Genomic DNA, 21,242 nt, shown 5'->3' with positions numbered 1-21,242 from the left:
CGTGCCCCGCCACCGCTCTCGTGCACAGGACACGACGCCCGCTGGCGGCGGCCCTCTGGACAGGAACGACACCCCGGCGACCACCACCACTGAGCGCCGGCGGACAGCCACGGTGGAGGCCCCAGGCATCCCCGTTCACCCACCGACAAGGAGCCGCGTTCAAGCTCGCGAAAAGTCAGCGCTGGCGCCAAGGGCCATGGCGCCTCACGCCTCTCATTCGGAGTCTCCCATGCCCCCCTGGCCCTGTCGTTTCGCGCGGGTACTGCCCCTGCTCCTCCTGTCCGTGGCTTGCGCGCCCGAACCCTCGTCCGACATGGCCGAAGCCCCTGACGAAGTCGGCGCCACGCGCGCCGCCATCACCCTGCCGCCGTCGTATACCGACGCACTGGTGACGAACATCTCGGAGCCCACCGCGCTCGCCTTCACGCCGGATGGGCGGCTGCTCATCACCACACAAGGGGGACAGTTGCGAGTGTTCACCGGGGGCGTGCTCTTGCCGACGCCGGCACTGAACCTCTCCGCCAGGCTGTGCAGCGATTCGGAGCGGGGCCTCCTGGGCATCGCGGTGGACCCGAACTTCATCAACACGGCCCACGTCTTCCTCTATTACACGTTCAACAAGTTCAACACCTGCGGGACGAACATCCCCAACGTGCCGGTGAACCGCGTCTCGCGCTTCACGCTGTCGGATGGAAACACCATCAATCCCGCCAGCGAGGTGGTGCTGCTGGACAACATCCCCTCCACCGCGGGCAACCACAACGGAGGGGACCTGGCCTTCGGCTCGGACGGGCGGCTCTACATCAGCGTGGGTGACGGTGGCTGCCAGCTCGGGGACCCGAGTCGCTGCGGCGGACTGAACAACACGGCGCGCAGGCTGGACGTGCTGCTCGGGAAGATTCTGCGCGTCCGCAAGGACGGCAACATGGCCCCGAACAACCCCTGGTTCGACGCGCCAGGAGCCCGACGCTGTGGCAACCCCGCGGGCGTTCCGCCAGGCACCGGCCCCTGTCAGGAGATCTACGCCACGGGCCTGCGCAACCCGTTCCGCATCGCGTTCCGTCCCGGCACGAGCAGCTTCTTCATCAACGACGTGGGCCAGAGCGTCTGGGAGGAGATAGACGAAGGCATCGAGGGAGCGGACTACGGCTGGAACACGCGGGAGGGACACTGTGTCACCGCTTCCGCCACGAACTGCGGAGCACCTCCCGCCGGGATGACCAATCCGCTGTTCGACTACAAGCATGGCGCCAACCCCGGCGGCTCCCCCTTCCAGGGCTGCAACTCCATCACCGGGGGCGCCTTCGTGCCGCAGGGAGCGTGGGCGTCCAACGATGACGACGCGTACTTCTTCAGCGACTTCGTCTGCGGCAAGGTGTTCAAGCTGACCCAAGGCCCTGGAGGCGCCGTGACGGTGAGCGCGTTCGCCACCGGCCTGGGCAGCGGCTCCGCGGTATCGCTGCGCTTCGGCCCCTCCAGCACCGGGACGTCGCTCTACTACACGACGTACGAGGACGGCGGAGAGGTCCGCCGTATCAACTACATCGGCACCGTCCATCAACCGCCGTCGCCGTAGTCACCGCCAGCGCCCCTCCACCTGCCAGGCCTCACGTGGAGGGCATCAGCGCCCGGGCGAGGTGCTTGACGTAGTCGGAGCGCTCCCGCGCGGAGCGCAGCGTGTCCGGGCTGGCGATGGACAGGTGAAGCAGGCCCACGTAGGTGGAATACGCCTGGAGCGCCCACGCGCGAGCGTCCCGAAGTGGCATGCCCATGGCCCGGTACAAAGACACCAGATAGTCGATGCGCCGTCGGGACACGCGCGCGAGCACCGGCTGGATGAGTGGATTCGCGGCGGCGGCGGCGATGGCCACCTCGATTCTGCCCGCGGGCTCGGGCTCGAACGTCACCACGAGCAACTGACGCAGCCGCGCCTCGGGCGTCGGCAGGGCGTCCAGGCGGGTGATGACATCCTGGGTGGCCAGTTGCTCCCACCGCTCGAGCGCGGCCCGCACCAATGCCGGGCGTCCCTTGAAGTGCCAGTAGAAGCTGCCCTTCGTCACCCCCAGCTTCCCGGCCAGGCGCTCCACCGACAGCGCATCCACGCCATCGACGAGGCTCCACAGCGCCGCGTCCGCCCAGTCCTCGGCCGTCAGCCCAGGGCCCCGGCGCCGGGCGCGAATCTCCTCGAAGGTCCGAAAGGTGGAAGGGCTCGGCGGGCGGGAAGAAGCGCGGCTCATCGCCCCTCGAAGTCTGGCGGACCGCGCCGCTGGCGTCCAGGACCCTCTCCTTGTTACGTCTCCTCCATACGGTACCGTATGGACATGCGGAGCCGTATGTCAGAGGGGAGGCCGCGCATGCGAGTGACAACGGGGACGCTGCTGATGGTCGTCGGAGGGCTGCACCAGGTCGTGGGGCTGGTGCTCTACCGGGGGCCCCTGTGGGAGATGGCGAGCGCGGGAGTCCTCGCCAGCGTGCCGGAGGACATGGGCGCCCGTGCGGCGGCCTTCTGGTTCCTCGTCGCTGGCTGGGGAATGATGCTGCTGGGGGCCCTGGCGCGCTGGGTGGAACGCGAGACGGGCCGCCCTCCCCCGGCGAGCTTCGGCTGGGGACTGCTGGGCCTCGGCGTGTTCTTGGTGGTGCCCATGCCGGTGACAGGGGGCTGGGTGCTGCTGCCGCTGGGCCTGCTCGCGCTCCGGCGGGCGCACCGCTTCGTGAAGGCGCTGCCCGGTGTGCCGCCCGAGTTCCTGGAGGGCGCCCACCACGTGGACGTGAAGACGGTGGAGTCGGAGCTCTCCCTGCGCGAGTTCGTCGCCCGGCTGATGTCGTATCAGCCCGCATGGGTGACCGCGCTGTTCACGGTGCGCGGAGTCTTCGTCCGCCTGCTCGGCCTGCGACAGGTCGGCGTGCCCCAGCCCCGGCGTCTGCGCGCGGAGGACGTGCCCATGAGCCGGGGCGCCACGGCCGCCTTCTTCACCGTGCGCCACGCGGAGGAGGAGCGCGCCTGGGTGGTGGGCGCGGAGGACTCGCACCTGGATGCGGTCCTCGCCGTCTGCGTGGAGCCCGGCCCCACCCTCCCGCGCCGCTTCCACGTCGTGACGGTGGTGCGCTACCGGAACTGGGCGGGGCCGGTGTACTTCAACGTCATCCGGCCCTTCCATCACCTGGTCGTCGGCGCCATGGCGCGAGCGGCGGCCGGAACACTCGGCTCGGTGGCCACGTCAGGCGCTCCAACGGTGCATCGGTAGCAGCGTGACTTCGGGCCTTCCACTCAGGGAGGCAGTCCGGCGGACAGCGCCTCGCGGATGTTGGCGGCCGTGTACTGCGTTCCCCAGAGGGCGTTCACCGCCAGGGCCACCCACTCCGCGCCGAGCACGACCCCGCCCGTGGTCAGCTCGAAGAGTCCCACGCGCGGGTCCGCCAGCTCGCGCAGGCGGGGGGCCACCGCGGACATGTCCCGGCCGTAATACTGGAGGACGCGCACCTCCCACAGCCAGGCCACCAGCGTGTCCTGCACGAAGGGGACGAAGAGCACCTGTGACGGGCCCCCCAGATTCGTCAGCAGGTGCCCCAGCGTCACCGTGTTGACCGCGTGGCCGTACTGGCCCACCAGCAGCCCGTGGTCCAGCCCTCGCGTGTTCCAGTCCGGCGCGTCCAGGTGCAGGAGGTACAGCGCCGTCAGGCTGGGGCCGACGAGGGATGCCAGCGTCTGCGTCTGCTCCACTGGCACGAGCGTGTCCCAGTCCTCGTGGATGACGAGGAACGGCGTGGAGAGCTTCGGTGCCAGGTGCTCGCGCGTCCACCGGCTGTAGTCCGCCCCCGCCGTGCCTGGAGCGCCTCCCGTGGTGGCGTTGATGCGGCGCAGGTAGGGCTCGAAGAAGGTGGCGTACTGGTTGCGCACCACCGGGTCCGACACCCGCGCGGGGATGACGGACGTGAGGTATTCGTACTGGCGCGCGAAGTCGGACAGCGGGAAGAGCGCCACGCCCACCTTGGGCCGCGCCTCCACCGGAGCATCCGCCGCGGCGTAGAGCGCCTCGAAGCCGCCCCATGAGCCGCCATGGACACCGATGCGCGAGCGATCCACGCCGGGGGCCTGCGCGAGAAAGCGCATGCCCGCGTGCATGTCGTCCCGGTCGTTCTGGATGTCGCCGCCCGCATAGAAGCGACCGAAGACGTTGAGCACGCCGAAGTCGTGGAACAGATAGAAGAACGACTCCGCGGCGATGAACTCAGGCGGGCTGATGGAGAAGGCGATGGCGGACGAACCCGCGTGGTGGTGGGGCTCGCTGTCGTCTGGATGGATGCCCGGCCCTCGCAGGGCCCACTTCTGGTCCACCACCTCGCCCGTCCACGTGATTCCGTCATAGGGACGGGTGAGCATCATCGTGGGCCACAAGCCCGGGTTCCGGGGCGGGAACCACTGGGCATAGGTGGGCGCCTTGCCGGCCTCCTGGAGCCGCAGCAAATGGTACTGCCAGAGCTGACCTCCAGCCTCCGCCTGCCCGGACCCCAGCACCGTCACCGACAAGGCGGGATTCGCGAGCTCGGTGGTGTCGGGAGACACGCCCTCGACGTCCGAGGCGGAGGCGGAGCATCCCAGGAGGGCCAGTGCGAGCAGTATCGTGCGCATGTCCTCCAAGACACCGCGCTCGGACTTTTCTGAAAAGGGTCCGCGGCGATTTCGTCGCGGACCCGACAGCGGACCCAGGCGCCCTGAGAAGCCACGCAAGGCGCCTCCCGAAGGCCCCTCTCAGCGCGTCAGAAGTAGCAGGTGCTGTCGGCGCCGCAGAAGCCCTGCGCGTTGTTGCACACGCACTGGGAATCCTCGGAGCAGAACTGCTGGTGGCAGAGAGGGCCACCACCACCGCCACCCCCGCTCGGATACGTATACTCGCACGCACTTTCGACACAGGCCGCCGTCCGCGCGTTCGGACACGCCTCCCAGCAATCACTCACGTCGGAACAGAAGGACTGGTGGCAGATGGCGAGCGAGGCACGCTCCGCCTCCTGCTCACCGCCGATGCAGACGGCCTCCTCCGTGGATTCCGCGTGGGCGGGCAGCGCGGAGAAGACTCCCGCGAAGAGGGCGAGAAGGGCCGCGACGCTCCACGGCAGGTGCTTGCGAAGTGACACCATGAGGATGCTCCTTTCGACTCACACACAGGCCGCGCGACATTGCGCGGACCTGGACACAGTATACAGGAGCAACTCGATTGCACTCCAGGCGCGCTTCCCCGTCACGCGCCCACCCAGACCGACAACGGCGGCCTACTTCGACGCGGGAGGAGCCGGGTCCTTGAAGATGGCCACGTGCGGCTGGCCGTCCTGTCCCACATAACCCCGGTACATCCCCGACGAGTTGAAGGGCATGGCCACGTTGCCTTCGCGGTCCATGGCGATGACTCCGCCTTCGCCTCCAGCCTTCACCAGCACGTCATGGACGACGACGTTGGCGGCCTCGGGCAGGGGGAGCTCCTGGTACTCGACGCGCGCGCAGATGTCGCGCGCCACCGTGTAGCGGATGAAGAACTCACCATGGCCGGTGGCGGAGACCGCGCAGCGCGGGTCCGCGTAGGTACCTGCGCCGATGATGGGGGCGTCGCCCACGCGGCCGTAGCGTTTGTTCGTCATGCCTCCGGTGGACGTGCCCGCCGCGAGGTTGCCGGCCTGGTCCAGCGCCACCGCGCCCACGGTGCCGAACTTGTGGTCGCCCGTCACCGGATCATGGCCGGGACGCAGCGACGACGAGGGCTGTCCCGGAGCGGGCGTGGCGCGCTCCTTCTCCAGCGCGCGCTGGAGGCTCTGCCACCGCTCCTCCGTGAAGAAGTACTTCGCGTCGACCAACTCCACGCCCTGGGCCTTCGCGAAGGACTCCGCGCCCTCTCCAATCATCATCACGTGTGGCGACTTCTCCATCACCCGGCGCGCCAGCTCGATGGGGTTCTTCACGTGCCGCAGGCCCGCCACCGCGCCCGCCGCGCGCGTCGTTCCGTCCATGATGGCGGCGTCCAGCTCGTTGATGCCGTCATGGTTGAAGACCGCGCCCTTGCCCGCGTTGAAGTGGGGCGAGTCTTCCAGGATGCGGATGGCCGCCGTCACCGCGTCCAGGCTGCTGCCGCCCTGAGCAAGGACCGAGTGCCCGGCCTGGAGTGCCTGCTGGAGCACGGCGCGAACCTCGGCCTCGCGCTCCGCGGAGAGGTTCTCCCGCGAGATGACCCCCGCGCCTCCGTGGATGACCAGACCCCAACGCGGCTTGCGAGCAGCGGAGCCTTCCTGGGTGAGCCGGGCATCATCGACGCGCGCGGACTCCGCGCTGGTGCAGCCCATGGGAATGAGGAGCAGCGCGGTCCCCGCGACGAGGCTCCGGGGAAGAGAAGGGAGCGAAGCGAACATTCGGCGACCTCCAGCGGCAGCCGGGAGACGAGGCGTGTGTGGCACCAACACCCGACGTCCCGGACAGGGTGTCGGGTCGGTAGCACGGCGACCCGGGAGGCACAACGGCGCCTGCCCGCCTGCCTGCTCCATCCCGTCATGCAGGGACGCACCACCATGCACAGAGTCCGGAGCGTCCAGGGGACAGGAGCGCGCGATGAAGAAGCTGAAGGGCTTGCGGGTGGCGGTGCTGGCGACGAGCGGCTTCGAGCAGGTGGAGCTGACGCGGCCAGTCAAGAAGCTGGAGCGCCAGGGCGCGGAGGTGACCCTCGTGTCGCTCCTGCCCGGCCACATCCGAGGCATGAACCACATGCTCCCCGGCAAGAAGGTCCGCGTGGACGCGACGCTGAAGGACGTGAAGGCGGCGGACTTCGACGCGGTGCTCCTGCCCGGAGGTCTCATCAACCCGGACACGCTTCGGCAGAGCGCGCTCGCGAAGGACTTCATCCACGACGCGGATTCGCTCAACCTGCCCATCGCCATCATCTGTCACGCGCCGTGGCTGCTCATCTCGGCGGGGCTCACCGAGGGGCGCACGCTCACCTCGTGGCCCGGCATCCGCGACGATGTGAAGAACTCCGGCGCGCAGTGGCGCGACGAGGCGATGGTGCGCGACGACAACTGGGTCTCCAGCCGGGGGCCGCAAGACCTGCCCCTCTTCGAGCGCGCCATGGTGGAGCTGTTCGAGGAGAAGATGCCGGAGGTGCGCGAGCGCATCCGCCACGCCGGGGAGCACCCCGCGCCCGCGCGCTACCATGCTCCGACGGAGCCGACGCGCCGCTGGCCTCGGCTGCTCGCGGGGAGCCTCGCCACGGCGGCCTTGAGCTTCGGCGTCCGCAGGCTCGCGTCACGCTGACGCGCCTCATGCACAGCGGGGACCTCACGAGGGTACCCCGGGCGCACGCCTGAGCCGCGTGCGGGGGCACACGGCTCGGCGACGACGACTTCACATGCGCACAGCCGCTCCGCGCGTCACATCCAGCCGAGCTGGAGCCGCGCCACGTCCGTCATCCGGCCCTGGTCCCATGGCGGGTCCCAGACCAGCTCGACGTTGGCTTCCTTCACGCCCGGCACCGAGCCCACCTTGGTGCGCACGTCGTCCACCAGCACCGGGCCCATGCCGCAGCCGGGCGCCGTCAGGGTCATCTGGATGTCCACGCGCTGGCCGCCTTCCGGCAGCGGCTCCGCCTTGCACGCGTACACCAGGCCCAGCTCCACGATGTTCACCGGAATCTCCGGGTCATACACCGTGCGCAGCTGCTCCCAGACCTGCTCCTCGTGGAAGGCACTCGCGTCCCCGGCGGCCTTCTCCTGCGGCGCATACTCCGCGCCCAGCGCCGCGCCGTCCTTCTCGTCGATGCGGAAGAGCTGCCCGTAGGGGTCCTGCACCGTGATGTTGCCGCCCAGGGTCTGCATCACCCGCAGCTCCGCGCCCTCCGGCAGCACCACCCTGTCACCACTGGGAATGATGGTCGCGGGAACCTCCCGCTCCAACATCGCCGTCACGCCTCGCATGGTCCGCTTCCTCCTTCCCTACTCCGTGGAAACCGCTTCATCTCGCCCTTCCAGCGCCGCGCGCATCGTGTGCCACGCGAGGCTGGCGCACTTCACCCGGGCGGGGAACTCGCTCACGCCGGACAGCACCGCGAGCTTGCCCAGCGCCTCCACGTCCACCGACTCCGGCCCTTCCGTCACCAGCTTGTGCACCTTCTCGAAGAGGGCCTCCGCCTCCGCGCGCGTCTTGTCCTTCACCACCCCGGTCATCAGCGACGCCGACGCGCGGGAAATCGCGCACCCCTGCCCCTGGAAGCCGATGTCGCGGATGACGTCTCCATCCACCTTCATCGTCACGGAGAGCTGGTCTCCGCACAGCGGGTTGTGCCCCGCCGCCTCGTGGTTGGCGCCCTCCACCACGCGGTAGTTGCGCGGCCTCTTGGAGTGCTCCAGCACCACCTCCTGGTAGAGGTCCTTCAAGTCGTCCGAGCCCGAGCTCATCGGAACACCTCCCTCACCTTGTGCAGTCCCCGCACGAGCGCGTCCACGTCCTCGCGCGTGTTGTAGAGCGCCAGGGACGCCCGCGCCGTCGCCGGCAGCTTGAAGTGCTGCATCACCGGCTGCGCGCAGTGGTGGCCCGTGCGGATGCAGATACCCTCGCGGTCCAGAATCGTCCCCACGTCGTGCGGGTGGATGTCCTCCAGCGTGAAGGACAGCACACCGGCTTTCTCGCGCGCGGTGCCCACCAGCCGCAGCCCCGGCACCGACTCCAGCGCCTGCGTGGCGTAGGCCATCAGCGCCCGGTCATGCTCGGCGATGGCGTCCAGCCCCAGGTCCTGGAGATAGCTGATGGCGGCGGCCAGTCCCACCGCGCCCTCCAGGTTCGGAGTCCCCGCCTCGAACCGGTGCGGCACGCGGTTGTACGTAATCTTCTCCATCGTCACGGAGAGAATCATGTCGCCGCCGCCCTGATACGGAGGCATCGGCTCCAGGCGCTCCAGGCGCCCGTACAGCACGCCGATGCCCGTGGGGCCGAACAGCTTGTGCCCGCTCAGCGCATAGAAGTCGCAGCCCAAATCCTGCACATCCACCGGGAAGTGCGTGACCGACTGCGCTCCATCCACCAGCACGGGGATGCCCTTGGCGTGGGCCCGGCGCGTCAGCTCCTTCACCGGATTCACGGTGCCCAGCGCGTTGGACACGTGGGTCACCGCGAGGATGCGCGTCTTCTCCGTGAGCAGCGCGTCCACCGCGTCGAGCACCAGCTCGCCCCGGTCATCCACCGGAATCACCCGCAGCGTCGCCCCCGTCTGCTCGCAGAGCATCTTCCAGGGGACGATGTTCGCGTGGTGCTCCATCTGGGTGATGAGGATTTCATCCCCGGGCCCCACGTGCTTGCGGCCATACGTCTGCGCCACCAGGTTGATGGCCTCGGTGGTGCCGCGCACGAAGACGATTTCCCGCGCGTCCCGAGCGTTGAGGAAGCCACGCACCGTCTCGCGCGCGCCCTCGTAGGCCTCGGTGGCCCGCTCCGAGAGGACGTGGACCCCCCGGTGAACGTTGGCGTTGTCGTGCTGGTAGAAGCGGACGATGGCGTCGATGACGGCCTGCGGCTTCTGCGCCGTCGCCGCGCTGTCCAGGTACACCAGGGGCCGGCCCCGCACCTCTTGGTGAAGCAGGGGGAAGTCCTGACGGACGCGCTGCACGTCGAACGTGCTCATGCCGTCACCTCCGTCCGGGGCGAACCCGGAAGCTTCGGGGCGAGCAGCCCTTCCACACTCGCGCGCACCGGCCCTTCCGGCACCGCATCCACCAACTCCCGGGCGAAGGCATACGTGAGCAACCGCTCCGCCTCCGCGCGGGGAATGCCTCGCGAGCGCAGATAGAACAGCGCCTGCGCATCCAGCCGCCCCACCACGGCGCCGTGCGCGCACTTCACGTCATCCGCCAGGATTTCGAGCTGAGGCCGGGTGTCCGCCTGCGCGTGCTCCGACAGGAGCAGGTTGCGGTTCTGCTGCCGCGAGTCCGTGCGCTGCGCGTCCTGCCGCACCTTCACCAGTCCGTGGAAGGTGCCTCGCGCGCGGTCATCCAGCACGCCCTTGTACAGCTCGCGGCTGGTGCAGCGGGGCACCGCGTGGTCCAGCGCCGTCCGCTGGTCCAGGTGCTGCGTCCCGCGCCCTACGTACAGGCCATTGAGGGTGGCATCGCCGCCCTCGCCCGCGAAGGTGACATGCACCTCGTTGCGAGCCAGCACGCCGCCGAAGGCGAAGGTGTGCGACACGAAGCGGCTGTCACAGCCCTGCCGCACGTGCAGACCTCCCACGTGCACCGCCGCGTCACCCTCCGCCTGGAGCCGGTAGTGCTTCAAGCTGGCGTTGTCGCCCAGCGTCACCTCCGTCACCGCGTTGGTGAAGCCCTGGCCCGAGCCGCCGCCCGTCGCGCTGGCGTATGTCTCCACCAGCGTCGCCTCGCTGCCCTCTCCCGCCACCACGAGGATGCGCGGACTGGCCAGCACCGGCGCGTCTCCCCGGGTCAGGAAGACGAGCTGCACGGGCACCTCACTCAGCGCCCCCGGCGCCAGGCGCAGCACGGCCCCGTCCTCCAGCAACGCCGCGTTGAGCGCCGTGAAGGCATGCTCCGCCGCGAGCGCTCGCTGACCCAGCTCCGCCTCCAGGAGCGCCCCGTCCTCCACCAGCGCGTCGCGCAGTGGCTTCAGCGTCAGGCCCCGCGGCAGGCCCGCCACCGACGACAGCTCTGGCGACAGCCGACCATCCACGAACACCAGCCGGGGACCGGGCAGCGCGAGCCGCGCCACCACCGCCGCCAGCTCCGCCGTGCTCCCCGCCGTCGCGGAAGGCACGAAGGCCCCGTCCGCGATGGGCGCAAGGTTGGTGTACTTCCACGCCTCGTCACGCGTCGTGGGCAGGCCCAGCCGCGCGAAGTGCGCGAGCCCCTCCTGCCGCACGCGCTGGAGCCACGCGGGCGTGGTCGCCGTGTCCCGCGCCTGGAAGCGCGAGGCCACGTCCACATAACGAGTCAGCCCCGGCGTCATCGCCGTGCCTCCCCGCCCTTCGTGGCGGCCGCCTTGCCGTCCTGAAGCCCCAGCCAGGCGTAGCCCTTCTCCTCCAGCTCCAGCGCCAGCTCGCGTCCACCGGAGCGGATGATGCGCCCACCCGCCATGACGTGGACCTTGTCCGGGACGATGTAGTCCAACAGTCGCTGGTAGTGCGTAATCACCACCATGGCGCGCTGGGGCGAGCGCAGCCCGTTCACCCCACCCGCCACCGTGCGAAGGGCGTCGATGTCCAGCCCCGAGTCCGTCTCGTCGAGGATGGCCAGCCGCGGCTCCAGCACCGCCATCTGGAAGATTTCGTTGCGCTTCTTCTCGCCACCGGAGAACCCCTCGTTCACCGAGCGGTTCATGAAGGCCGCGTCGAGCTGCACCAGCTTGGACTTCTCCTTGGCCATCTGGAGGAAGTCCATCGCATCCAATTCCTCCAGCCCCTTCACCCGGCGCTGCGCGTTGAGCGCGGTGCGCAGGAAGTGCAGGTTGCCCACGCCCGGAATCTCCACCGGGTACTGGAAGGCGAGGAACACGCCTTCGGCGGCGCGCGCCTCGGGGGCCAGCTCCAACAGCGGCTTGCCGTCGAGGAGGACCTCGCCCTTCGTCACTTCATAGGCATCCCGCCCCGCGAGCACGCTCGCCAGGGTGCTCTTCCCAGAGCCGTTGGGCCCCATGATGGCGTGCACCTCTCCGGCGCCCACCTCCAGGTCGATGCCCTTGAGGATGTCCTTGTCGCCCACACGGGCGTGCAGATTCCGAACGGACAGCAAAGCCATACCTACCCCACGCTCCCTTCCAGACTCACTCCGAGCAGCTTCTGTGCTTCCACCGCGAACTCCATGGGGAGCTCCTTGAACACCTGCCGGCAGAAGCCATTCACAATCATCGACACCGCGTCCTCTTGAGAGATGCCGCGCTGCCGACAGTAGAAAAGCTGGTCCTCGCCAATCTTCGACGTGGACGCCTCATGCTCCACCTGCGCCGACGCGTTCTTCACCTCGATGTACGGCACCGTGTGGGCGCCGCACTTGTCTCCGAGGAGCAACGAGTCGCATTGCGTGTAGTTGCGCGCGTTCTCCGCGCTCTTGAGCACCTTCACCAGCCCGCGGTACGTGTTCTGCCCGCGTCCCGCGGAGATGCCCTTGGACACGATGGTGCTGCGGGTGTTCTTCCCCAGGTGCACCATCTTCGTGCCCGTGTCCGCCTGCTGGAGGTTGTTGGTGAGCGCCACCGAGTAGAACTCGCCCACCGAGTCATCCCCCTTGAGGATGACGCTCGGGTACTTCCACGTAATCGCCGAGCCCGTCTCCACCTGCGTCCACGAAATCTTCGCGCGCTTGTGGGCGATGCCGCGCTTGGTGACGAAGTTGTAGATGCCGCCCTTGCCCTCCGCGTCACCCGGGTACCAGTTCTGCACCGTGGAGTACTTGATGGTGGCCCCCTCGAGCGCCACCAACTCCACCACGGCCGCATGCAACTGGTTGGTGTCGCGCTGGGGCGCGGTGCAGCCCTCCAGGTAGCTCACGTACGAGCCCTCGTCGGCGACGATGAGGGTGCGCTCGAACTGGCCCGTCTCCGCGGCGTTGATGCGGAAGTACGTGGACAGCTCCATGGGGCAGCGAACGCCCTTGGGGATGTAGACGAACGAGCCGTCGCTGAACACGGCCGAGTTGAGCGCCGCGAAGAAGTTGTCCGAGTGCGGCACCACCGAGCCCAGGTACTTGCGGAGCAGCTCCGGGTGCTCGCGCACGGCTTCGGAGAACGAGCAGAAGATGACGCCCGCCTTGGCCAGCTTGTCCTTGAACGTCGTGGCCACGGACACCGAGTCGAACACGGCATCCACCGCGACGTTCTGCAGCCGCTGCTGCTCCACCAACGGGATGCCCAGCTTCTCGTAGGTGCGGAGAATCTCCGGGTCCACCTCGTCCAGGCTGTCCTTCTTCGGTTTGAACCGGGGCGCCGAGTAGTAGCTGATGGCCTGGTAGTCGATGGGCTTGTACGTGACGGCCTGCCACGTGGGCTCGCGCAGCGTGAGCCAGTGACGGTAGGACTTCAGACGCCACTCGAGCAGGAAGGGGGGCTCGCCCTTCTTCTCCGACAGCGCGCGGATGACGTCCTCGTTCAGCCCCGGCGGGAAGGTGTCCGCCTCCACCGCGGAGACGAAGCCGGCCGCGTACGGGCGGCGCGTCAGTTCCTGGAGGGTGTCGGTGGTCATGAGCGAACTCCTGTCGTGGCGGAAGATGTCGAGGTGTTGGCGGCGGCTGCCGGGGCGGCCCGCGCGGGGATGCCCAGGCCGATGAGGCGCTCGGGCATGCGCGGCGCCGGGGCGATGAGGTCCGCCAGCGTCAGGCGCCCCAGGGCCTCCTGAATGGCCTGATTGATGAGCCGCCAGTGGCCCCGCACCTGGCACACGGCCTCCAGCTCACAGGGCGCGCCGCCGGTGGTGTGGACGCCACACTCCGTGAGCGAGACGGGGCCTTCCAACGAGGCCACCAGCTCCGCCAGGGAGAGCGACGCGGCGGGATGCGCCAGCCCGTAGCCGCCGTTGGCGCCCCGGTGCGACACCACGAGCCCCGCCTGCAGCAGGCCCTTGAGCACCTTGCTGGCCGAGGGCAATGGCACACGGGTGCGCGCCGCCAGCTCGCGAGTGGTGCGGGTGCCACCCTCCGCGCGAGCCAGCTCGGTCATCAGCACGATGCCGTAGTCGGTCATCTTGCTCATCCGGAGCATGCGGGACGCCTCTCCTCTCTGGGTCCATTCCCACGGGGCCTCATGGCCACCGGGCGCGTCATATGTAATCTGGACCGATTTAGTCCACATTGCATTTTGGGCCGCGTGCTCAAATGCGCCGGGTTGGAGGGCAAGGGGGAGAGGGCTAGGGTGGGAGTCCTGATTTCCGGAGGGAATCCGCTCATGCGTCCACTGCTGCTGCTCGCCACGCTGGCCCTGGCCCTGGCGGGCTGCGAGAAGAAGTCCGCCCCCACCGAGACTCCGCCCACCGGGCAGGCTGGCGACACGCAGGCCGCTGGCACCCAGGCAGGCACACCCGCGCAAGCGCCCGTGGGTTCGGACGCACAGGCCGCGGCTCCTGACTCGAAGGGGGCCATCCTCATCGGCGAGGTGGGCAGCCTGACGGGCAGCGAGGCGACGTTCGGCGTCTCCGCGCGCAACGGCATCGAGCTGGCCCTCAACGAGGCGAACGCCGCGGGCGGGGTGCGGGGCCGCCCGCTGGCGGTGCGCGTGTACGACAGCCAGGGGCGTCCGGAGGAAGGGGCGCAGGCGGCGACGCGGCTCATCACCCAAGACAGGGTGGTGGCGATTCTGGGCGAGGCGGCCTCCTCCGTATCCATGGCGATGGCGGAGAAGGCGCAGGTGGGCAAGGTGCCGATGATTACGCCCACCTCGACGAGCGCCGAGGTGACGAAGAAGGGCGACTACATCTTCCGCGTCTGCTTCATCGACGAGTTCCAGGGCCTGGTGATGGCGAAGTTCGCACGGGAGAACCTGAAGCTGTCGAAGGTCGCGGTGCTGACGGACAACAAGAGCGCCTTCTCGATAGGACTGGCGGAAGTCTTCACGGCGAAGTTCCAGGAGTTCGGCGGGACGATTGTCGCCAGCGAGAGCTACTCGAAGGGCGACACGGACTTCCGCGCGCAGCTGACGGCGCTCAAGCAGGTGAAGCCGGAGGCGGTGTTCGTGCCGGGGTACTACACGGACGTGGGCATCATCGCGCGGCAGGCGCGCGAGGTGGGGCTGAAGGTGCCGCTGCTCGGCGGTGACGGCTGGGACTCCGACAAGCTGTTCGAACTGGGCGGGTCCGCGCTGGAGGGCAGCTACTTCTCCAACCACTACTCGCCGGGCAACCCGGACCCGGTGCTGCAGTCGTTCCTCGCGCGGTACAAGGAGAAGTACGGCAGCGTGCCGGACAGCGTGGCGGCGCTGTCGTACGACGCGGCGCGGGTGCTGGTGGAGGCGCTCAAGCGCGCCCCGGACACGAGCGGCCCGGCGCTGCGCGACGCGATTGCCGCGACGAAGGACTTCCCGGGCGTGGCGGGGCGAATCACCCTGGATGCGAACCGTGATGCCGTGAAGGAAGCCGTCGTCCTGAAGGTCGCCGGCGGCAAGGCGGAGTTCGTCACCACGGTGAAGCCGTAGTGACGCCCCGGTCCCCCGTCCTCAAGGGATGGGGGACTGGATGACGTAGTAGATGGAGCTGAAGTACCGCTGGAGCGCGTTGAGCAGTTGCACCAGGAACGGCCAGCCCATCACCGTGAAGCCCATCAGCGCGGCCGTGACGGTGGCGTACTCCACCATCGACTGGCCGTGCGGCTTGCGACGCGACAACGACGCCATCAGCACTCCCCCGGCTTCTTGCAGCCCATGTAGTAGTCGCCGCGCTTGTCGTGCGTCTTCTGGTTGTTGTCGGAGTCCCAGTCGCGCCACTCGTTGTTGAAGTAGGTGCTACTGCCCTGGCCCTGATTGATTCGCTGGGTCGGCGCGCCACCGTTCTGGGGCCGGATGGACATGCTGACCCGGGTCGGGTCATCACCGGGCTTCGAGAGGCTGAGCTCCAGCGTGGGAGAGAGCAGCTTGTTGCTGATGCCCTGCGTGACGAGCGCCTGGGCAGCGGTCTGCATCTGGGTGTAACCCGCGTTCTCGCCGTTCGTGTACACCTGCGCCACGCGTGCGTAGAGGTCGCCTGCCTTCTTCTGCGAGTCGCCGGGCTGGAAGCTCTGGCTCTCGGTGAGGGCCCACGTGTCCGTCACCAGCGCGATGTACTCCCAGGGGAGCAGGTAGGTGTCCTGCTCCACGTCACGCTTCTTCTTGGCGTTCCCGTGGACGTCCTTGGCGCCCTTGTCCTTCGGCTCCTTGGCCAGGTCGACGTCGCTGAACTCCGAGAAGAGCGTCTTGGGGAGCAGGTAGTTCTGCACGCCGCTCCGCGCCGAGCAGCGGATGAGCCCGCCCCGGTTGAACCGGGTCATGTACGCCGCATGCAGCGTGACCCCGTAGCTGCCGACCGCCTGCTGCTCCACCGTACACTCCACCTGCTGAGCTCCTGGGTGCAGCCAGCACGCGTGGGCCACCAACTCCTGGTGGTGGCTCACGTCATCCTTGCATTCGATTCCCTTGTCGGGCCCATAGCTGTCGAGGCCCGACTCGTGGTCGCAATACATCTGCCGGGCCAGGCCCTGCGTCTGGGCGAAGCCCGCGAAGGAATCCCCTCCCTTGGGCTCCGCCGCGTAGTCCGACACCGCGTAATCCCAGACGGTGGAGAGCGTGGTCTCCTGCGCGTCCAGCACGTGGCGCAAGAGGTCGTCCAGGAAGATGGCGTACATGAACACGGGGATGATGACGAGCATGCACAGGGCCGTCTCCACCGCGGCGGCGCCCCGAGCGATTCGCGTCCCAGCTCTCTTCATGGGCCTCACAGCGACACCTCCGGTGCCTCGGCGATGGTGGCCGCGTCGCTGTTGCCCGCGTCCTCCAGCACCTTCTTGGCCTCCTGCGGGGTGAAGGGATGCAGCTTCACGCGCCAGTAAGGGGCGAAGAGGTTGGGAGGCTCCGACCAGCCGCCCTGCTTGAAGCGGTGGTAGTAGACCAGGGACTTGGACAGGCTCATGCCCTCGCCAGCGGCCAACGTCAGGTCCCCCGAGCCCTGGGCGCCGTGCTCGAACTTCACGCGCCGGGAGTTGTTGAGCTCCCACGGGGCCTTCTTCGGGTCACCGACGTTCAGCTTCATCGTGTAATAGCTGTAGACGCGCGGTTGGCCCCAGTCCCGTCTCACATCCGGGTTGGCGCGGTACTTCATGAAGCAGTTGCCCGAGCCCGCGCACGCCGTGAGCGCCCGCACGTTGGTGCCCTCGAAGCGATGCTGGCCCCGGTGCGCCCCACCGACGGAGTGACCACCGCCTCCTGAGTCACTCCAGATGGAGGCGTCATAGGGCAACGGCAGGCCTGTCGATTCGTGCCAGGAGACCTGCGTGAAGATCCCCGACTCGGCGGCGGCCACTGTGGACCCCTGGTTGCCCGGACTCTGACCGCCTCCGTAGACATTGTTCTGACTCTGCACCGTCTTGGAGGAGCCCTTGTGGAGGGTCAGTGTGTTCACCCCCGTGCCGGGAAGATCCAGGACCTCCTTCACGAACTCAGGATGAAGATTCGTCGGAATACCCCCAGTGATATTCCGGTTCGCGGGCCATCCCGAACGGCTCGCATTGCCAATCTCCGTCACGACGCGCGCACGGGCCTCGGGCGAGGAGTTCGGCACGCTGCCCTGGCATTGCATCCCATCCACGGCGCAATTGAACTCGTTGGCGTTGAGGGCACCCACCGCCGAAGACAGGTCACTCACATTGGGCGCGGCGTCGGTCTTGAGCCGGGACAGGCCATGGCTGGAGCCGTCCTTCACCGCCTGCACGGTCTTCTCATGGACCGAGCGCTGCGAGGTGTGGATGTTGTCCACCATCAGGTCCAGTCCCTCCATGGCACTCCTGAAGTTCCCCTCCAGCCCCCTGACCTTCCGGTCGTACATATCGCCCTGCTTCCTGAACTTCTCCATGACCCGCCCGGCGTCCACCGCGTGCTGGCAGCAAGGGCACGTCCCCTTGCAGGCGACGCACCTGGCGGTCTCCTGCGCGATAATCAGGGGGAAGCTCATTTGCCCCGCGCGCATGATCTGGCCGGTGATGCTCGCGGTGGCCATGTACGCGTGAAGGCTGTTCATCGCCACGTAGGAGCCAGCGATGGCCCGGTTGGTCACCGCGTAATAGTTGAGTGCCCGCGCCTCCAACACGCCCATGGAGAACGACATGGCATCGCCATGTTGCTGCAGGCTCATCTTCTGGCGCAGCGCGTGGCTCAGGTTGAAGCTCAGCGTCACCATCAGCGCGAGCACCAGGAACGACAGCGAGCCCAGGACAATGGCCTGTCCGCGCTGGATGCGACGGCGCGACCGGCTCAGTAGGAGAACGGGAAGAGGCATACGTTGCTCCCTGGAAGGTCGCTGGTGTTGAGGTAGAGATTCGACTGCATCCGCATCGTGTACGTGGCGCGGATGGGCGCGATGTAGATGCCCTTGGAGGCGGCGCTGTCGTAGGGGCTCTCGCCCTTGCCGGCGCTCCCGAACCTGCGCCCGGAGGCCTTGCTCTTCTCCGCCGCCTTCACCTCGCCCATGCGCACCACCATGGGCATGTCGCGGGCGCGCGCGGCGTTGTAGATGACCCAATCCGCGAACGGGATGACGAGCCGGTAGTTGAACGTCACCTGCACACGCAGCTTGGTGCGGTGGCTCTGCTTCCAGTCGTCGGAGGTCGCGTTGTCTGGGTCGTCGAAGTCCAGCTCACCACCACCGCCGCCCACGTCCGCCTTCGTCGGCCCGCAGATGGTGACCTCGGCGTACTTCAAGTCCGTGTCCGCCATCTCGTTGCTCTTCAGCTCGCTCCACTTCGTCGTGAAGTCCTGCCCGCTGTTCACCGGGCGGACATATTCGATGCCGTCCGGCCCCGAGGAGCGCTTGGCCAGCATCGGCAGGAGCACGGCGACCGCCGCCCGCTCCATCTCCTTCACGCTCGCGTTGTGGATGGAGCCGGCCCGCACCGCTTTATAGGCGGCGTACTTCGTCAGGAGCCGCGCCTGGTGCATCAACCCCAACTGCAGGATGCCCAGGATGAGAAAGACGAAGAGCGGCAGGACAATCGCGGACTCCACCGCAGCCTGTCCAGACTGTGCCCTTGCAAGGCGAAAGCAGAGGCGACATCGCATACACCAATCACTACCACACCCACAGCGCCCCCCTCAAAATCCCTGGGAATCAAAACCTCCACTCAAAACCCGCAATGTTGCCCCCTGCACATGAATGACAATCATTCCCCACGAGGCGTTGCCTTCGTCACAATCGCGTCACCTCGGCCGCTTGCCCTCACATGCACCGGACAAATACAGCCATGCTCCATGGTGGGAACCCACGACACGGAGATATGACAAACACCCGACATTACTGGGAGGCATGAGAGGCCATACACTGCCTGCTGGCCCGTGGGGCAGCCAGGCCTCCCTCGCACGCTTGAGCAGATGTTTCGGGGGAAACACGTAGAGGTGGCGCGGTTCCGGTGCGCTCACGTACGGGAAAGCCCGCGCGGCCTCACTCACGGCGTCCGCGGGTCACGACTCCGTCCTGGCCTCGATGCCACGGGCCCCGCCCCCATGCCGGGGGCGACTCCACGCCCCTACGGGATGGGCGACTGGATGACGTAGTAGATGGAACCGAAGTACCGCTGCAGTGCGTTCAGCAACTGCACCAGGAACGGCCAGCCCATCACGGTAAAGCCCATCAGCGCGGCGGTGACCACGGCGTACTCCACCATCGACTGACCGCGCGCCCGAACAAGCCCCAGCCTCCGGGGTGACTTCGCCATCGCTGTATCCTTCCTGTCGTTCACGGAGCGGCACCTCGCTGGAGCAGCGAGACCTGAAGCTCCACCCCTGGCGCCTCCGCGCGCGTGCGCAAGGTGGCCCGCCCCAGGGTGGTGCCCTTCATCAACTCGAACGCGATGCCGTTCGCGTCCACCGGCTCCACGGCCCCCACGTCCCAGCCCTGCTGCGTGAGCAGGCTCCGGTACCGCTCACCCACCGAGGTCGGAGAGCCCTCCGGCAGCTGGCCGGAGACGACGTGGTGAGAGGCCCCCTCCATGGAGAAGGAGAGCGTGACGGGTTGACCCAGCTCGGGCGGCAGCGGAATCCAGGGCGGCACCCGCGAGGCCCGCTTCAACAGCGGCGCCACCTGCCCCGCCGACACGAAGCCCAGCGTCTCTCCTCCCTGCGCCAGCACGGAGACGAGCCGCATCTCCTCCGTCGCCGGACTCCAGTACCCCACCCAGCCCCCGTGCTCGCCATGGCGCTCGCCGAGCACCGGCAGCCCATTGTCCAGCAGCACCTGCCGGTAGTGGGAGAGGACCTGCTCCGGCGTGTCCTTCGTGGAGAACCACGCCACGGCGATGGGCACGTCCGGGCCCAGGTAGTCCACCGCGAGCAGCTCCGCGCGGCTCGCCCGGGGATACGCGGGGAAGTGCACCAGCGCGCGCTTCAGCGCGGCCTCCTCCTCGGGCGAGCGCCCCGCGGGCTTCGCGGGGGGCGCATCATCGAGCGAGGGCGGAGGAGCCCACTCCTCCGTCGCGTCGCGCCGCCCGTAGACGGCGCCCTCCCAGGCAAAGCCAATCAACGAGCCCACCACGGCCACGGAGAACAGCAGCGCCGGCACGCGGATGACCAGGCTCGAGGCACGCGACATCAGCAGCTCTCCGCCTGGGCACAGCCCAGGTAGTTGTTCCCTCGGGCGCTGTGCGTGGCCTCGTTGTTGTCCTTGTCCCAGTCCTTCCACTCGCTGTTGAAGTAGCTGGCGCTTCCGCCGTTCTGATCCAGGGTCTGCACCGGCCCGCCGCTCGACGGGAAGGGCTTGATGGAGAGGCTGGGCTCGCGCGGGTCGTCCCCGGGGGGCATGGAGTCCAGGCGAATCGCGCTGTTGAGCACTTCCTGCGTGGCCTGGCTGACGAGCGCCTCGGCGGCCGAGGACATCTGGGTGTACCCCGCGTTGTCCTGGTTCTTGTAGACCTGCGCCAGCCGCACGTAGAGGTTGTCCTCTTCGCCGTTCGCCGTCCCCGGCCCCAGGTTCGCGGGCTTCGTGAGCGCCCACGTATCGGTGACGATGGCGATGCGCTCCCAGGGCAGCAGGTAGACGTCGCCCTCGAGCCCGCGCGGGTCGTCCTGCAAGTCGCCCCCCGTCGCGTTGCCGTGGATGCCATCGGAGCGCTTCTTCGTCTGCCGCGCGAGCCCCACCTGACTGAAGTCCTGCAGGAAGGACTTGGGCAGCAGGTAGTTCTGCACGCCCAGGCGCGCCGAGCAGCGGATGACGCCGCCCTTTCCGAACTGGTCCATGTACGACTGGTGCAGGTCCACGTTGTACGCGCCCGCGGGGCCGCCGCCACCGCCGCCATTGGGGTCGGCCTGGTTCAGCGTGCACTGCACCTGCTGCGCTCCCGGGTTGAGCCAGCACGCATGCGCGGACACCTCCGCGTGGTGGCCCTCGTCGTTCTCACACTCGGGACCCTTGCCAGGGCCGAAGCTGTCGAGGCCCGACTCGTGGTCGCAGTACATGAGCCGCGCGAAGTACTGCGCGCCGGTGAAGCCATTGAAGGGCTCCGGGCCGGACTCGGGCGGGTCCTTGGGCGGGGTCGGATAGTCCTGCACGGCGTAATCC

At 68.3% G+C, this 21,242-nt stretch carries 22 protein-coding genes; 4 read left to right on the top strand and 18 right to left on the bottom strand.

What is annotated here, in order from left to right:
- The first annotated feature begins 229 nt into the window (after positions 1–229).
- Positions 230–1,576, top strand: coding sequence for a sorbosone dehydrogenase family protein (locus tag HR086_RS20815; protein WP_254626410.1), 1,347 nt, complete (start codon positions 230–232; stop codon positions 1,574–1,576).
- Positions 1,577–1,607: 31 nt separating this feature from the next.
- Here HR086_RS20815 and HR086_RS20810 read toward each other — a convergent pair whose 3' ends face one another.
- Positions 1,608–2,237, bottom strand: a complete 630-nt coding sequence (locus HR086_RS20810) for a TetR/AcrR family transcriptional regulator (protein WP_141644442.1) — start codon at positions 2,235–2,237, stop codon at positions 1,608–1,610.
- Between the two features lie 117 nt (positions 2,238–2,354).
- On the opposite strand from HR086_RS20810, the gene HR086_RS20805 reads away from it, so the two are divergent.
- On the top strand, positions 2,355–3,245 hold the full coding sequence (locus tag HR086_RS20805; RefSeq protein WP_174466486.1) for a DUF6463 family protein: 891 nt from the start codon (positions 2,355–2,357) through the stop codon (positions 3,243–3,245).
- 23 nt (positions 3,246–3,268) lie between these two features.
- Here the strand turns inward: HR086_RS20805 and HR086_RS20800 are convergent, their stop codons facing one another.
- The 3 genes from HR086_RS20800 to HR086_RS20790 form a co-directional block, all read right to left on the bottom strand.
- Positions 3,269–4,630: a S9 family peptidase gene (locus HR086_RS20800; protein WP_174459683.1), complete on the bottom strand. Its 1,362-nt coding sequence runs from the start codon at positions 4,628–4,630 to the stop codon at positions 3,269–3,271.
- A 128-nt stretch (positions 4,631–4,758) separates the two neighbouring features.
- Positions 4,759–5,136 carry a hypothetical protein gene (locus HR086_RS20795; protein ID WP_174454641.1) on the bottom strand — a complete coding sequence of 126 codons (378 nt, stop codon included), beginning with the start codon at positions 5,134–5,136 and terminating at the stop codon, positions 4,759–4,761.
- 132 nt (positions 5,137–5,268) lie between these two features.
- Positions 5,269–6,393 (bottom strand): isoaspartyl peptidase/L-asparaginase family protein, encoded by a 1,125-nt coding sequence (locus tag HR086_RS20790; protein ID WP_174454640.1) that lies wholly within the window; start codon positions 6,391–6,393, stop codon positions 5,269–5,271.
- A gap of 196 nt (positions 6,394–6,589) precedes the next feature.
- On the opposite strand from HR086_RS20790, the gene HR086_RS20785 reads away from it, so the two are divergent.
- Positions 6,590–7,288: a type 1 glutamine amidotransferase domain-containing protein gene (locus HR086_RS20785; RefSeq protein WP_141644447.1), complete on the top strand. Its 699-nt coding sequence runs from the start codon at positions 6,590–6,592 to the stop codon at positions 7,286–7,288.
- Positions 7,289–7,404: 116 nt separating this feature from the next.
- On the opposite strand, the gene sufT is transcribed toward HR086_RS20785, so the two are convergent.
- Genes sufT through HR086_RS20750 form a run of 7 tightly spaced genes read right to left on the bottom strand, consistent with a single transcriptional unit; the run spans position 7,405 to position 13,720 of the window.
- Positions 7,405–7,947, bottom strand: coding sequence for a putative Fe-S cluster assembly protein SufT (gene sufT, locus HR086_RS20780; RefSeq protein WP_141644448.1), 543 nt, complete (start codon positions 7,945–7,947; stop codon positions 7,405–7,407).
- 18 nt (positions 7,948–7,965) lie between these two features.
- Complete coding sequence (sufU, locus tag HR086_RS20775) at positions 7,966–8,427, bottom strand: Fe-S cluster assembly sulfur transfer protein SufU (RefSeq protein WP_141644449.1); 462 nt, start codon at positions 8,425–8,427, stop codon at positions 7,966–7,968.
- The gene (locus tag HR086_RS20770; RefSeq protein WP_174454639.1) at positions 8,424–9,647 is read right to left on the bottom strand and encodes a cysteine desulfurase; all 1,224 of its coding nucleotides are present in this window, start codon (positions 9,645–9,647) and stop codon (positions 8,424–8,426) included. Before HR086_RS20770 ends, sufU begins: the two co-directional genes overlap by 4 nt.
- Positions 9,644–10,978: a Fe-S cluster assembly protein SufD gene (gene sufD, locus HR086_RS20765; protein ID WP_174454638.1), complete on the bottom strand. Its 1,335-nt coding sequence runs from the start codon at positions 10,976–10,978 to the stop codon at positions 9,644–9,646. Before sufD ends, HR086_RS20770 begins: the two co-directional genes overlap by 4 nt.
- Positions 10,975–11,766 (bottom strand): Fe-S cluster assembly ATPase SufC, encoded by a 792-nt coding sequence (sufC, locus tag HR086_RS20760; protein WP_174454637.1) that lies wholly within the window; start codon positions 11,764–11,766, stop codon positions 10,975–10,977. Before sufC ends, sufD begins: the two co-directional genes overlap by 4 nt.
- Before the next feature lie 2 nt (positions 11,767–11,768).
- Positions 11,769–13,205 (bottom strand): Fe-S cluster assembly protein SufB, encoded by a 1,437-nt coding sequence (gene sufB / locus HR086_RS20755; protein ID WP_141644453.1) that lies wholly within the window; start codon positions 13,203–13,205, stop codon positions 11,769–11,771.
- Positions 13,202–13,720 (bottom strand): SUF system Fe-S cluster assembly regulator, encoded by a 519-nt coding sequence (locus tag HR086_RS20750; RefSeq protein ID WP_141644454.1) that lies wholly within the window; start codon positions 13,718–13,720, stop codon positions 13,202–13,204. Before HR086_RS20750 ends, sufB begins: the two co-directional genes overlap by 4 nt.
- Before the next feature lie 183 nt (positions 13,721–13,903).
- Here HR086_RS20750 and HR086_RS20745 point away from each other — a divergent pair, with 183 nt between their 5' ends.
- Positions 13,904–15,145: an ABC transporter substrate-binding protein gene (locus HR086_RS20745; RefSeq protein ID WP_174466485.1), complete on the top strand. Its 1,242-nt coding sequence runs from the start codon at positions 13,904–13,906 to the stop codon at positions 15,143–15,145.
- A 21-nt stretch (positions 15,146–15,166) separates the two neighbouring features.
- On the opposite strand, the gene HR086_RS20740 is transcribed toward HR086_RS20745, so the two are convergent.
- From HR086_RS20740 to HR086_RS20710, 7 genes are all read right to left on the bottom strand, one after another.
- The gene (locus HR086_RS20740; RefSeq protein WP_174466484.1) at positions 15,167–15,343 is read right to left on the bottom strand and encodes a hypothetical protein; all 177 of its coding nucleotides are present in this window, start codon (positions 15,341–15,343) and stop codon (positions 15,167–15,169) included.
- On the bottom strand, positions 15,343–16,410 hold the full coding sequence (locus tag HR086_RS20735; protein ID WP_174466483.1) for a hypothetical protein: 1,068 nt from the start codon (positions 16,408–16,410) through the stop codon (positions 15,343–15,345). The genes HR086_RS20740 and HR086_RS20735 overlap by 1 nt, the downstream gene beginning before the upstream one ends.
- A 5-nt stretch (positions 16,411–16,415) precedes the next feature.
- On the bottom strand, positions 16,416–17,972 hold the full coding sequence (locus HR086_RS20730) for a hypothetical protein (RefSeq protein ID WP_174466482.1): 1,557 nt from the start codon (positions 17,970–17,972) through the stop codon (positions 16,416–16,418).
- Positions 17,948–18,751, bottom strand: a complete 804-nt coding sequence (locus tag HR086_RS20725) for a TadE/TadG family type IV pilus assembly protein (protein ID WP_174466481.1) — start codon at positions 18,749–18,751, stop codon at positions 17,948–17,950. The genes HR086_RS20730 and HR086_RS20725 overlap by 25 nt, the downstream gene beginning before the upstream one ends.
- A 464-nt stretch (positions 18,752–19,215) precedes the next feature.
- Positions 19,216–19,404, bottom strand: coding sequence for a hypothetical protein (locus HR086_RS20720; RefSeq protein ID WP_141644460.1), 189 nt, complete (start codon positions 19,402–19,404; stop codon positions 19,216–19,218).
- A 20-nt stretch (positions 19,405–19,424) separates the two neighbouring features.
- The gene (locus HR086_RS20715) at positions 19,425–20,276 is read right to left on the bottom strand and encodes a hypothetical protein (RefSeq protein ID WP_174466480.1); all 852 of its coding nucleotides are present in this window, start codon (positions 20,274–20,276) and stop codon (positions 19,425–19,427) included.
- The coding region (locus HR086_RS20710) for a hypothetical protein (protein WP_174466479.1) at positions 20,276–21,242 on the bottom strand (967 nt) is incomplete at its 5' end. The genes HR086_RS20715 and HR086_RS20710, both read right to left, overlap by 1 nt.

It is taken from the genome of Myxococcus sp. CA039A, from assembly GCF_013336645.1.
Taxonomy (GTDB): Bacteria; Myxococcota; Myxococcia; order Myxococcales; family Myxococcaceae; genus Myxococcus; species Myxococcus llanfairpwllgwyngyllgogerychwyrndrobwllllantysiliogogogochensis.
The sequence above is the reverse complement of the archived record's forward strand: the minus strand, read 5'-3'. Positions and strand labels throughout refer to the sequence as shown.

Excerpts from the sequence above, each read along its gene's own strand:
- sufD (WP_174454638.1), bottom strand. The coding sequence starts at position 10,978 with ATGACGCCGGGGCTGACTCGTTATGTGGACGTGGCCTCGCGCTTCCAG.
- HR086_RS20770 (WP_174454639.1), bottom strand. The coding sequence starts at position 9,647 with ATGAGCACGTTCGACGTGCAGCGCGTCCGTCAGGACTTCCCCCTGCTT.
- HR086_RS20740 (WP_174466484.1), bottom strand. The coding sequence starts at position 15,343 with ATGGCGTCGTTGTCGCGTCGCAAGCCGCACGGCCAGTCGATGGTGGAG.
- sufB (WP_141644453.1), bottom strand. The coding sequence starts at position 13,205 with ATGACCACCGACACCCTCCAGGAACTGACGCGCCGCCCGTACGCGGCC.
- sufC (WP_174454637.1), bottom strand. The coding sequence starts at position 11,766 with ATGGCTTTGCTGTCCGTTCGGAATCTGCACGCCCGTGTGGGCGACAAG.
- HR086_RS20805 (WP_174466486.1), top strand. The coding sequence starts at position 2,355 with ATGCGAGTGACAACGGGGACGCTGCTGATGGTCGTCGGAGGGCTGCAC.
- HR086_RS20750 (WP_141644454.1), bottom strand. The coding sequence starts at position 13,720 with ATGCTCCGGATGAGCAAGATGACCGACTACGGCATCGTGCTGATGACC.
- HR086_RS20735 (WP_174466483.1), bottom strand. The coding sequence starts at position 16,410 with ATGAAGAGAGCTGGGACGCGAATCGCTCGGGGCGCCGCCGCGGTGGAG.
- HR086_RS20715 (WP_174466480.1), bottom strand. The coding sequence starts at position 20,276 with ATGTCGCGTGCCTCGAGCCTGGTCATCCGCGTGCCGGCGCTGCTGTTC.
- sufT (WP_141644448.1), bottom strand. The coding sequence starts at position 7,947 with ATGCGAGGCGTGACGGCGATGTTGGAGCGGGAGGTTCCCGCGACCATC.
- sufU (WP_141644449.1), bottom strand. The coding sequence starts at position 8,427 with ATGAGCTCGGGCTCGGACGACTTGAAGGACCTCTACCAGGAGGTGGTG.
- HR086_RS20815 (WP_254626410.1), top strand. The coding sequence starts at position 230 with ATGCCCCCCTGGCCCTGTCGTTTCGCGCGGGTACTGCCCCTGCTCCTC.
- HR086_RS20785 (WP_141644447.1), top strand. The coding sequence starts at position 6,590 with ATGAAGAAGCTGAAGGGCTTGCGGGTGGCGGTGCTGGCGACGAGCGGC.
- HR086_RS20720 (WP_141644460.1), bottom strand. The coding sequence starts at position 19,404 with ATGGCGAAGTCACCCCGGAGGCTGGGGCTTGTTCGGGCGCGCGGTCAG.
- HR086_RS20810 (WP_141644442.1), bottom strand. The coding sequence starts at position 2,237 with ATGAGCCGCGCTTCTTCCCGCCCGCCGAGCCCTTCCACCTTTCGGACC.
- HR086_RS20745 (WP_174466485.1), top strand. The coding sequence starts at position 13,904 with ATGCGTCCACTGCTGCTGCTCGCCACGCTGGCCCTGGCCCTGGCGGGC.
- HR086_RS20725 (WP_174466481.1), bottom strand. The coding sequence starts at position 18,751 with ATGCGATGTCGCCTCTGCTTTCGCCTTGCAAGGGCACAGTCTGGACAG.
- HR086_RS20795 (WP_174454641.1), bottom strand. The coding sequence starts at position 5,136 with ATGGTGTCACTTCGCAAGCACCTGCCGTGGAGCGTCGCGGCCCTTCTC.
- HR086_RS20730 (WP_174466482.1), bottom strand. The coding sequence starts at position 17,972 with ATGCCTCTTCCCGTTCTCCTACTGAGCCGGTCGCGCCGTCGCATCCAG.
- HR086_RS20800 (WP_174459683.1), bottom strand. The coding sequence starts at position 4,630 with ATGCGCACGATACTGCTCGCACTGGCCCTCCTGGGATGCTCCGCCTCC.
- HR086_RS20790 (WP_174454640.1), bottom strand. The coding sequence starts at position 6,393 with ATGTTCGCTTCGCTCCCTTCTCTTCCCCGGAGCCTCGTCGCGGGGACC.